Below are 10258 nucleotides of genomic sequence, written 5' to 3' on the forward strand. Positions count from 1 at the left end.
TTCAGCCTTTCTTCGCCTTCTCGTCGCCGGGAATGACGCTGGTCATGCCTTCCCAGGGCGAGAGGAAATCGAAATTGCGATATTCCTGCGCGAGTTTCACAGGCTCGTAGATCACGCGCTTCTCGAGATCGTCATAACGCACCTCGTAATGCCCGGTCAGCGGGAAGTCCTTGCGCAGCGGCCAGCCTTCGAAGCCATAATCCGTCAGGATGCGGCGAAGGTCCGGATGACCGGCAAACTGGATGCCGTACATGTCGAATGCCTCGCGCTCGAACCAGTTCGCGCAGGGCCATATGGCGGCGCAGCTGGGAACGGCCGTGTCTTCATCCGTGCGGATACGAACGCGGATGCGATGATTGAGCCGCATCGAAAGCAGGTGATAGACCACCTCGAACCGCTCGGAACGCTCGGGATAATCAACCCCGCAGATGTCCACCAAGGTTTCGAAATTGCACTGCTGGTCATCCCGCAGGAAGCGCAGCAGCGCGAGAATGTGATCCCGCTCGGCCAGCAGCGTCAGCTCGCCAACCGCGATTTGCGACTTGCGCACGGCGTCCGGCATCCGGCTTTCGATATGGGCCGCGAGATCGGAAAGGGTCTGGGTGTCCATCGTCCTGTTCCTCAGCGCTCCAGCGAGCCTTCGCGGCGGATTTTCTTCTGCAGCTGCAGGAAGCCGTAGACGAGCGCCTCTGCGGTCGGCGGGCAGCCCGGGATGTAAATGTCCACCGGCACGATCCGGTCGCAGCCGCGAACGACGCTGTAGCTGTAGTGGTAATAGCCGCCGCCATTGGCGCAGCTGCCCATGGAGATGACATAGCGCGGCTCGGGCATCTGGTCGTAGACCTTGCGGAGTGCGGGCGCCATCTTGTTGGTAAGCGTGCCGGCCACGATCATCACGTCCGACTGGCGAGGCGAGCCGCGCGGCGCCATGCCGAAGCGTTCAAGGTCGTAGCGCGGGTTGCCCGCATGCATCATTTCCACAGCGCAGCAGGCGAGACCGAAGGTCATCCACATCAGCGAGCCGGTGCGCGCCCAGGTGATCAGGTCATCGGCGGCGGCGGTGAAATAGCCCTTGTCGGCCAGTTCATCCGACAGGCCGGTATAGAACGGGTCGTCTGCTCCGGGCTTGAAGCCGCCTTCTACCCCTGCCCGGGCCGCGCCAAGCGCGTAGGGTTTGTAGGACTCATCCGACATCATTCCCACTCCAGCGCGCCGCGGCGCCATTCATAGATGAACCCCACCGTGAGGACGCCGAGGAAGACCACCATGGACCAGAAACCGAGCACACCGATCTCGCCCAGGCTGACCGCCCAGGGGAACAGGAAGGCCACTTCAAGGTCGAAGATGATGAACAGAATCGCGACGAGGTAGAAGCGCACATCGAACTTCATCCGCGCATCATCAAAAGCCGCAAACCCGCACTCATAGGCGGAATTCTTCTCAGGATCGGGCCTCGACGGCGCCAGGATCGCGGAGCCCACGACGAAGAGCCCCGAAATAATGGCCCCGAGGCCGAGGAAAATGATGACGGGCAGATAGTCGAGCGCCAGCCGTTCTACTTCGGTCATTGATCCATGGCTCCCACGAGTCTGCCGCCCGATTAGGACGGTTTCCGGCCCCGCGCAACAGACCGGCGGCCTTATTCACTGCGCATTGCATTATACCCTGCCTGCCCGCCTTTGCAGCGCGCCGGGAGTGCGGCGTCCGGTCACGGAACGGGCAGGTCCGCAGCCTTGTTGCGAGCCACTCTCAGCCTGACTGGCTCACCTGCTCGAAATGCGCAGCCGCCCCGATCAGCGGCGCCATCGGGTCATGCATCAGCCAGACAGGGCAGTCCTCCAGATAGGAGGACATCGGCCCGCGCGAGACGAATCGCTCCCGCGCAGACGGGGTGCTCATGAAGTCAGCGATGCGCTCTGACACTCCGCCCGCCAGGACAACCCCGCCAAGCGCGCCGTTCGCCAGCACAAGATCGCCGGCAGCCCCCATCACCGCCAGAGCCCTTGTCTCGATCAGGGCGAGGTACATCTCGTCGCCGGCATCTGCACGCAGCCGCATGTCCCCCGGCGCAACCGGCTCCAGCGGGCGGCCATAGATCTCGCAGAATGCCGTATGGACTGAGTTCAGCCCGCTGCCGGAGGCGACCAGTTCGTTGGAGACATAGCCATGATCCCGAATCAGAATCCGCGCGAGGTCGCGCTCAAGGTCGGTCCGGGGGGCATAGGCCAGATGGCCGCCCTCGCCGGACAGCACAATCCAGCGCCCGGCCGAATCGCGCAGCAGGGTCGCCACGCCGAGCCCGGTCCCGGGCCCGGTCACAAGCACCGGCGCATCCGCGTGCGGCGTGCCGGCGAAAATGGTCTCGAACGTGCTGACGGCATGTTCAGGCACCGAACGGGCCATGGCATGGAAATCATTGATGATTTTCATTTGCCGGAACGGAAACTTCGACCGGAGGCCCGGCGCTGAAACCTGCCAGCCCCGATTGGTCAGGACGACTTTTTCATCCCGCACCGGCCCGGCAAAAGCGAAACAGGCCGCGTCCGCAACCGCGCCGGTTTCCCCGATATAATGAGCAAGCGCCGCCTCGAAGGTCGGAAAATCCTTACCGGCGAGCACTTCGAACCGCTCCAGCGTGAAGGCTTCCCCGCGCCGCACCGCCAGCGCAAAGCGCACATTGGTGCCGCCAACGTCTCCAACGAGGACTGGTTCACCCATCATCTCAGCCAGCCGCCTGCGTGAAGCTGAACGGGCTGCCGCCGGCCTCGGCTGGGCTCACGACATTGCGCATCATGTCGAACATCTCGCGCCCGAGGCCCATGGGTGACCGATTCGGACGGAACTCCGCCGGTGAGCGCGCTGCAAATTCGGAGGGATCGACCAGCAGCGCAAGCTCTCCCGCATCCGCGTCGAGCCGGATGATGTCGCCGTCGCGCACCCGGGCGAGCGGGCCGCCCCGGGCTGCCTCAGGTGAAATATGTATCGCGGAGGGAACCTTGCCGCTTGCCCCGGACATCCGGCCATCGGTGACCAGCGCCACCTTGTGGCCGCGGTCCTGAAGCACCCCGAGGGCGGGGGAAAGACTGTGGAGTTCGGGCATCCCGTTCGCCGCCGGCCCCTGGAAGCGGACCACTGCGACGAAATCCCGGTCCAGCCGGCCGGCTTCAAAGGCAGCCTTGAGGGCCTCCTGCGAATCGAACACCAGTGCCGGCGCTTCAATCCGCCGGTGCTGCGGCTTGACCGCCGACACCTTGCACACCCCCCTGCCCAGCGGCCCTTCCAGCAGGCGCAGCCCGCCATCGGCTGAGAATCCGTCCTCGGCAGGCCTGAGGACTTCCGTATCGCTGCTGGTAGCAGGCGCATCGCGCCAGGCCAGCGCGCCGTCCTGCAGATAAGGCTCGCGCCCATACTGCGAAATGTCACCGGCCACGCCTCTGGCCGAGCCGTTCAACAAGCCGGCCTTCAGAAGCGAGGACACCAGGAAGCTCATCCCGCCGGCCGCATGGAAATGGTTCACGTCCGCCGGGCCGTTGGGATAGATGCGCGCCATCAGCGGTGTGACGGCAGAAACATCCGCGAAATCCTCCAGCGTCACCGTATATCCCGCCGCTGCCGCCATCGCCGGAATGTGCAGGACATGGTTGGTAGATCCGCCCGTCGCCATCAGCCCGACAAGGGCATTGACGATGGAGCGCGCATCAATGAGTTCGCCGGCCGGGCGGTAGTCAGCGCCCTGTGCTGTGATCGCAGCGGCGCGGTGCGCGGCTGCGCGGGTCAGCGCGGTGCGCAGCGGCGTGCCTGGATTGGTGAAGGCAGCGCCCGGCAAGTGGAGGCCCATCACTTCCATCAGCATCTGGTTGGAGTTGGCCGTGCCATAGAAGGTGCAGGTGCCCTGCGAATGATAGCTCTCGGCCTCCGCCTTCAGCAGCGCGTCGCGCCCGACCTTGCCTTCGGCGAACAGCTGGCGGATGCGCACTTTCTCGGGGTTGGGCAGGCCGGACGGCATCGGCCCAGCCGGCACGAAGATCGACGGCAGCCAGCCAAAGCGCAGCGCCGCGATCACCAGCCCCGGCACGATCTTGTCACAGACGCCGAGGTGCAGCGCGGCATCGAAACTGTCATGCGAGAGGCCGATGGCCGAGGCCATGGCGATGACATCGCGCGAGAACAGCGACAGCTCCATCCCCTCCTGCCCTTGTGTGACGCCGTCGCACATCGCGGGCACGCCGCCGGCAACCTGCGCAACGGCTTTCACTTCGCGCGCGGCCTCGCGCAGGAGCTGCGGATAGGACTCGAACGGCGCGTGGGCCGAAAGCATGTCGTTATAGGATGTGACGATCCCGATGACCGGCCAGCCCGCACCGAGGATCTGCGCCTTCTCGATCACCGCGCAACCTGCTGAAGCGTGAGCGATATTGCCCTCATGCAGGCGCGTCCGCGCATAGGCCGTGGGCCGCCGGCTGCGGATCATCTCGAGATAAGCGTCCCGCGTATCTTTCGAGCGCGCCTCAATACGGGCGGTGACTTCCTGGATCTTCGGGTGGAGCGGGGTCATGATCTATGGTGCCCAGATGATGGTGAGCCGGTCGCCAAGGCCATCCATGGCATGCCGGACGGGAAAAGTCTGCGGGTCGCCGGTAAAGGCAGCTTCCAGAACGGCGCGTTTGTCATCGCCGAAGACAAGCAGGATACCGGCCTCGGCGGCACAGACCGGACCAGACGTCAGAGTCATGCGAAGAGGGTTCGTCCCGGCAAGCGGCGAGTTGCTCGCGTCAATCGCAGAAATGACGGGCGCATCCGGACGCAGGGCCTCGGTGAGGCCCCTCGAGCCCGGGAACCAGCTGGCGGTGTGCCCGTCTGATCCCATACCGAGGACGATACACGACACCGGACCGCAGGCCGGTGCATACGCGGCAGACCGCTCAGCGGAGGCCTCTGCCGGTGTTGCAGCATCCGTCTTCATCGGCAGGAACTTCGCTTCAGCAGCGCGGGATTTCAGGAGCGTGGCGCGGAGCAGCTTTTCATTCGAGTCCGGATGATCCGGAGCGACCCAGCGCTCATCGACAAGACCGGCGGTCACATTCGCCCAGTCAACATCGGCTTCCGACATCATAGAATACATAAGCCCCGGCGTGGAGCCGCCCGAGGCCATGAAACTTGCTGACCCCCTGGCAGCGATTGCCCGGGAGAGGGCCGCGACTGCAAGTTTCGCGGCGACTTCCGAGGCGTCTTCCCGGTCGTCGAGGATGATGCGGGTTGCCGCCACGCTCAGCCTTCCTTCCACCATTGACGCCCGTCCCGGTCCATCATCATCGCAGATGAGAGCGGGCCATCCGAACCGGCCGGATAAGGCTCCGGTGCGTAGCGAGCTTCTTCCCAGGCATTGATCAGCCCGTCGACCCAGCGCCAGGCCGCCTCAACCTCATCCCGGCGCATGAACAGCGAAAGATTGCCGCGCACGATGTCCATCAGCAGGCGCTCATAGGCGTCGGGATAGCGCAGCGTGAAACTCTCGGCATAGGAGAGGTTCAGCGGAAGGGATTTGACCCTCAGGCCGCCCGGCCCCGGCTCCTTGATCTGGACGTAGAGGCGCACCGCCTCATCCGGCTGCAGGCGGATCACCAGCCGGTTGACGGTGCCGGCATCCTCCCCGAACAGATTGTGCGGCGTGCTCTTGAACTGGATCACGATGTCGGAATGGCGGGACGACATCCGCTTGCCAGTGCGCAGGTAGAACGGGATGCCGGACCAGCGCCAGTTGCCGACAGACGCCTTGATCGCGACAAAAGTTTCCGTCTCACTCTCGCTGCCGCCGGACAACTCTTCCAGATAACCTTTGGCTGGCTTGCCCGCATGCAGACCGGCAGCATACTGGCCCCGAACCGTCAGCTTACGGACATCCTGCGCTGTGATCGGCTTCAGCGCGGTCAGCACCTTGATCTTTTCGGTCCGGATATCGTCATCGGCATAGACATTCGGCGGCTCCATCGCCGTCAGGCAGAGAAGCTGGATCAGGTGGTTCTGCACCATATCCCGCAGTGCGCCGGAACGATCATAATAGTCCGCCCTGCCCTCCAGGCCGAGGTCCTCTGCGACCGTGATCTGCACATGGTCGATATAGTTCAGCGACCAGAGCGGCTCGAACAGGATATTGCCAAAGCGCAGGACCATCAGGTTCTGCACGGTTTCCTTGCCGAGATAATGATCGATCCGGAAAACCTGCCGCTCGTCGAACACTTCCGCGACACCGTCATTGATCGCCTGCGCAGAGGCGAGGTCGGTGCCGATCGGCTTTTCCAGCACGACCCGCGCGCCTTCGCCAGACAGCCCCGCCTTACCGAGGGACCGGCAGATATCGACATAAAGGTGCGGCGACGTTGCGAGGTAAAAGACCCTCGGGCGCGTCTCGCCAGGGGTCAGTTCCGATTTCAGGGCCGCCCAGTCGGCTGCAGGGTCTGTCGCGTCGATCTGCACATATCGGATCAGCTTTTCAAACGCGGGCCATTCCTCCTCTTTCCACGCAGTTCCGGAGGCAAGCTCGCAGGCCTTGCGGGCCATCTCCCGATAGGCTCCGGTGTCCATGGCGGAGCGGGCCGTTCCGATGATGGTGCTCGTGTCGGGAATCTGGCCATCCAGCCATCGGTGATACAGCGCCGGCAGCAGTTTGCGGCGGGAAAGATCGCCCGTCCCTCCGAAAATCACGATGTCGAACGGGTCGACGGGGACGAACTTGGCCAAGCGGGCTTCCTCTCCTGATTCCGGCACCGGAGCGCCGCAACCTTCATCCTAATCGGTGGTCCCGTTAAGGAAACGCTTCGCCGGGATTGGCACCGGCGCCAGGCGTCCTGTCAAGGCAGCGGGCATCGCGGCCCGTTTGCACCGTTTTCGAAGCGGCGTATACATCGTCTGCGCTGAAATGACAACGTGGTCATTCCTGTTGCTGCCGGCGTCCGACCCATACTGACAGCCCGCTGAGCACGTTCCCCCGCAGCGCATCGGAGGCATTCGAGATCAGCTCTTCATAGCCCGCCAGCAGGGCCTCCGGCAGCTCTGCCGCCCGGTCTGACAGGTTGAACAGGCAGGCCAGATCTTCGCCCTCATGCACCCGCCGGATCAGGACCACGTCTTCGTTCAGAGGCTCGCATGTCACCTCGCCGAGACGCAGCGCCGGCGAGGCCATGCGCAGGGCGATCATCCGGCGTGTGAACTCCAGGACCGAGCCGGCCGCACCCGCCTGCTCGCTGACAGCCAGCGCCGCATGCCCCTGCCCGACCGGCAACCACGGCTTGCCGGATGTGAACCCTGCCATGGGCGCGCCCGAGTCCCAGGGCATCGGCGTGCGGGCCCCGTCGCGGCCCAGCGTCATCGGCCAGTTGGCGATCGCCTCAGGGTCCTGCAGGTCCTCGAAAGCAATCTCGGCCTGAGGCAGGCCCAGCTCTTCGCCCTGATAGAGGATCGGATTGCCGCGCAGGCAGAGGAGCAGCGCATTAGTCAGCTTTGCAGAGCGCTGCAGGTCTCCGCCCGGCGGGCACCAGCGGCTGATGCAGCGCGGCGCGTCATGATTCGAGAACGCCCACGCCGCCCAACCCTCGCTGAGGGGCCCCGCCCAGTTCATCTGCGCGCGCGTGACGCGGCGCGGCGACAGGCTCTGCGCATAGAGGAAATCGAAGCTGTAGGCCGAACTCAACCGCCCCTCGGCCGTGAAGGCCCGCATCTCCGCCAGCGGATCTGGCCCCGCCACCTCAGCCACCGTGAACACCGCGCCATAGCCATCGGCCAGCGCGCGAACGCGCTCCAGGAACAGCGGGATATCGGCATGGGACTGGTTGTGCACCGTCCGTTGCAGGTCGAACGGCCGGGTGATCTTCCGCCCTTCCGCTGGCCAGGCCGGATTATCCCGGAAATCCGGATCGAACATCGCGAAATTGATCGCGTCCAGCCGGAACCCGTCCACGCCCCGGTCCAGCCAGAAACGGGCGGTCTCGAGCAGCGCATCCTGAACCGCCGGATTGTGGAGGTTCAGCTGCGGCTGGCTAGAGAGGAAGTTGTGCATGAAATACTGGCCGCGACGCGCATCCCACGTCCAGCCCGGACCGCCGAAAACCGATTGCCAGTTGTTCGGCGGGGTGCCGTCCGGTTTGGGATCGCGCCAGACATACCAGTCCGACTTCGGCCCGGTCCGCGATGCCCGGCTCTCGGTGAACCAGTCATGCGCGTCGGATGTATGGGCATAGACCTGGTCGATGATGACTTTCAGGCCGAGTTCATGCGCGCGGGCAAGGAGCCGGTCGAAATCCTGCAGCGTGCCGAACACCGGATCGACATCGCAATAGTCGGATACATCATACCCGAAATCCTTCATCGGCGAGCGGAAGAAGGGCGAAATCCAGACGGCTTCCGCGCCGAGACCGGCAATGTGCTCCAGCCTGTGCGTGATGCCCGGCAGGTCGCCGACCCCGTCGCCATTGGTGTCCTGATAGGAGCGCGGATAGATCTGATATATCACCGCGCCGCGCCACCAGGGCTCAGAACTTGCCGCCATGCCTATGCCTCCCCCCGGGACCAATCCATGGTTGGATCCAGCCTGCATCCCCGGGCTGCGGGGCCGCGTCAACCTGGCTTGTCGGAGAGCTTACCGGTTCCGGAAGTGGCAGGGGCAGAGGGACTCGAACCCACGGCCTGCGGTTTTGGAGACCGCCGCTCTACCAGCTGAGCTATACCCCTATCCGGTCTGAAGGCATTTGCCCGATCTGCCGGTATGCTGCAAGCCTGTCCCTGACAAAGAAATCAGGAGGAATTGCCCATGCCGCGCCTGCCCTATCCGGAGGATACCAGCCTGCTCGCCCCCGGCGGCGACAAGCTGCTCGGAAATCTCGCCCCGCTGAACGTGTTCCGGATGCTGTGCCACGCCCCGCACCTCGTGAAGCCCTTCGTCTCGATGGGCACCGGCTTCATGATCCAGGGCAAGCTCGACCCCGTGACACGGGAATGCGTGGTCCTCAGGGTAGGCTACCTCTCGCAGGCCGGTTATGAGACGGCCCAGCACGAAGCCATCGGCCTTGCGGTCGGCATGACGCCGGCGCTGATCGAGGCGGTGAAGGAAGGCCCCGGTGCGGGCGGGCTCAGCGATGAACAGCGCATTGCCCTCAGTTTCACCGATCATCTGGTCGCCCATCCCCGCCCCTCGGACGAGCAGGTTTCAGCGGCCCGGGCGCATTTCGGTCTTGGGGGCCTCGAGGAACTCGTGCTGCTGATCGGCTACTACATGATGGTCTGCCGCTTCCTCGAGACCTTCGGCGTCGATGTTGAAGATGGCGGCCCGAAAGGCGGCGCCATCGTGCGGTAGTGAGGACAGACGGAGCCGGGAACGGACAGGCGCCGCACTATCTGCCCGGCGATACTTCGCAAGCCTTTGTCAGTTTTTGAAAAGACCCCGGACTTCCGCTTGAACGGCTTCAGGTGTTCCGTCCGGAAACTTGCCGGCGAGGATGTTGGAGATCATGACGTTGACCGCATCGATCGCCACCGGCTCTGCAACTTCCTGCCCGATCAGACTGGCGGCGCGCAGCAAGTCGCCCTGAGCCTCAGCCCACTCGGTCCCGGCAGGGGTCTCCAGAAATTGCCGGAAGGCAGACATGCTCTCCGGAGAAAGGGTCGTGATATAGGCCCTTGCCATCTCATGCCGCAATTCAGTCACCAGCAGCGGCAGCATCTCTGCAATCATCATCTCGCTGATGAACCTCGCAGCTTCGGGGCTGAGTTCGTTCCCGGCCTTGGGCGCCTGCCCCTCAAAACTGCTGACAATCAGATCGGCCATGGCGGCGAAGCTGGCGGCCATGACGTCTTCTGTCACCGTCATGTTCACGATCACCTGCGCATCGGCGGCAGGATCAGCCCACCCATCGGCCGCGATTACTCCGAATGCCAATGTTGAGGCCAGAAGTGCGCGCATGGACCTGTCCTTTCGTTTCCGGCGGAGCCTAACCCGCGCGCGAAATCCCTACAATCGGGGATAACTTTCCGGAACGCAAAAAAGGCCGCCCTTTCGGGGCGGCCTTTTCGTTTGGTCACCGCTGATCCGGTGATTACTTCTTGATCGCCGAGACGACGCCGGCGCCGACGGTACGGCCGCCTTCGCGGATGGCGAAGCGCAGGCCCTGGTCCATGGCGATCGGGCTGATCAGCTCGACATCCATTTTCACGTTATCGCCCGGCAGCACCATTTCCTTGTCGGCCGGCAGCTTCACGATGCCGGTGA

At 64.1% G+C, this 10258-nt stretch carries 10 protein-coding genes, 1 tRNA gene and 1 pseudogene; 1 reads left to right on the forward strand and 11 read right to left on the reverse strand.

What is annotated here, in order from left to right; translation table 11 throughout:
* Position 1: 1 nt before the first annotated feature.
* The 9 genes from ACK4SV_RS08300 to ACK4SV_RS08340 all read right to left on the reverse strand — a co-directional run bounded on the left by ACK4SV_RS08300 (position 2) and on the right by ACK4SV_RS08340 (position 8724).
* Positions 2 to 610 (reverse strand): NADH-quinone oxidoreductase subunit C, encoded by a 609-nt coding sequence (locus ACK4SV_RS08300; RefSeq protein WP_409917350.1) that lies wholly within the window; start codon positions 608 to 610, stop codon positions 2 to 4.
* 11 nt (positions 611 to 621) lie between these two features.
* The gene (locus ACK4SV_RS08305) at positions 622 to 1224 is read right to left on the reverse strand and encodes a NuoB/complex I 20 kDa subunit family protein (RefSeq protein ID WP_409917351.1); all 603 of its coding nucleotides are present in this window, start codon (positions 1222 to 1224) and stop codon (positions 622 to 624) included.
* On the reverse strand, positions 1194 to 1568 hold the full coding sequence (locus tag ACK4SV_RS08310) for an NADH-quinone oxidoreductase subunit A (RefSeq protein ID WP_409917352.1): 375 nt from the start codon (positions 1566 to 1568) through the stop codon (positions 1194 to 1196). The genes ACK4SV_RS08305 and ACK4SV_RS08310 overlap by 31 nt, the downstream gene beginning before the upstream one ends.
* A 181-nt stretch (positions 1569 to 1749) precedes the next feature.
* A complete protein-coding gene (locus tag ACK4SV_RS08315; protein ID WP_409917353.1) occupies positions 1750 to 2721 on the reverse strand; it encodes a glucokinase in 972 nt (323 codons plus the stop codon).
* Position 2722: 1 nt separating this feature from the next.
* Positions 2723 to 4555, reverse strand: coding sequence for a phosphogluconate dehydratase (gene edd / locus ACK4SV_RS08320; protein WP_409917354.1), 1833 nt, complete (start codon positions 4553 to 4555; stop codon positions 2723 to 2725).
* A 3-nt stretch (positions 4556 to 4558) separates the two neighbouring features.
* The gene (pgl, locus tag ACK4SV_RS08325) at positions 4559 to 5266 is read right to left on the reverse strand and encodes a 6-phosphogluconolactonase (RefSeq protein WP_409917355.1); all 708 of its coding nucleotides are present in this window, start codon (positions 5264 to 5266) and stop codon (positions 4559 to 4561) included.
* 2 nt (positions 5267 to 5268) lie between these two features.
* Positions 5269 to 6738: a glucose-6-phosphate dehydrogenase gene (zwf, locus tag ACK4SV_RS08330; RefSeq protein ID WP_409917356.1), complete on the reverse strand. Its 1470-nt coding sequence runs from the start codon at positions 6736 to 6738 to the stop codon at positions 5269 to 5271.
* 190 nt (positions 6739 to 6928) lie between these two features.
* Complete coding sequence (locus tag ACK4SV_RS08335) at positions 6929 to 8542, reverse strand: alpha-glucosidase (RefSeq protein WP_409917357.1); 1614 nt, start codon at positions 8540 to 8542, stop codon at positions 6929 to 6931.
* A 106-nt stretch (positions 8543 to 8648) separates the two neighbouring features.
* A tRNA-Trp gene (locus ACK4SV_RS08340) sits at positions 8649 to 8724 on the reverse strand.
* A gap of 79 nt (positions 8725 to 8803) precedes the next feature.
* Between ACK4SV_RS08340 and ACK4SV_RS08345 the strand changes: the two genes are divergently transcribed.
* Positions 8804 to 9346, forward strand: a complete 543-nt coding sequence (locus ACK4SV_RS08345) for a carboxymuconolactone decarboxylase family protein (RefSeq protein WP_409917358.1) — start codon at positions 8804 to 8806, stop codon at positions 9344 to 9346.
* A gap of 69 nt (positions 9347 to 9415) precedes the next feature.
* Here ACK4SV_RS08345 and ACK4SV_RS08350 read toward each other — a convergent pair whose 3' ends face one another.
* Both ACK4SV_RS08350 and tuf read right to left on the reverse strand, forming a co-directional pair.
* The gene (locus ACK4SV_RS08350) at positions 9416 to 9952 is read right to left on the reverse strand and encodes a DUF2059 domain-containing protein (RefSeq protein WP_409917359.1); all 537 of its coding nucleotides are present in this window, start codon (positions 9950 to 9952) and stop codon (positions 9416 to 9418) included.
* A gap of 133 nt (positions 9953 to 10085) precedes the next feature.
* A pseudogene (gene tuf / locus ACK4SV_RS08355) lies at positions 10086 to 10258 on the reverse strand (elongation factor Tu); the annotation flags it as partial.

The organism is Hyphomonas sp. (assembly GCF_046313735.1).
In the GTDB taxonomy this organism is placed as follows: Bacteria; Pseudomonadota; Alphaproteobacteria; order Caulobacterales; family Hyphomonadaceae; genus Hyphomonas.

Coding starts and splice junctions, on each gene's coding strand:
- ACK4SV_RS08300 (WP_409917350.1), bottom strand. CDS start 610: ATGGACACCCAGACCCTTTCCGATCTCGCGGCCCATATCGAAAGCCGG.
- ACK4SV_RS08305 (WP_409917351.1), bottom strand. CDS start 1,224: ATGGCGCCGCGGCGCGCTGGAGTGGGAATGATGTCGGATGAGTCCTAC.
- ACK4SV_RS08310 (WP_409917352.1), bottom strand. CDS start 1,568: ATGACCGAAGTAGAACGGCTGGCGCTCGACTATCTGCCCGTCATCATT.
- ACK4SV_RS08315 (WP_409917353.1), bottom strand. CDS start 2,721: ATGATGGGTGAACCAGTCCTCGTTGGAGACGTTGGCGGCACCAATGTG.
- edd (WP_409917354.1), bottom strand. CDS start 4,555: ATGACCCCGCTCCACCCGAAGATCCAGGAAGTCACCGCCCGTATTGAG.
- ACK4SV_RS08335 (WP_409917357.1), bottom strand. CDS start 8,542: ATGGCGGCAAGTTCTGAGCCCTGGTGGCGCGGCGCGGTGATATATCAG.
- ACK4SV_RS08345 (WP_409917358.1), top strand. CDS start 8,804: ATGCCGCGCCTGCCCTATCCGGAGGATACCAGCCTGCTCGCCCCCGGC.
- ACK4SV_RS08350 (WP_409917359.1), bottom strand. CDS start 9,952: ATGCGCGCACTTCTGGCCTCAACATTGGCATTCGGAGTAATCGCGGCC.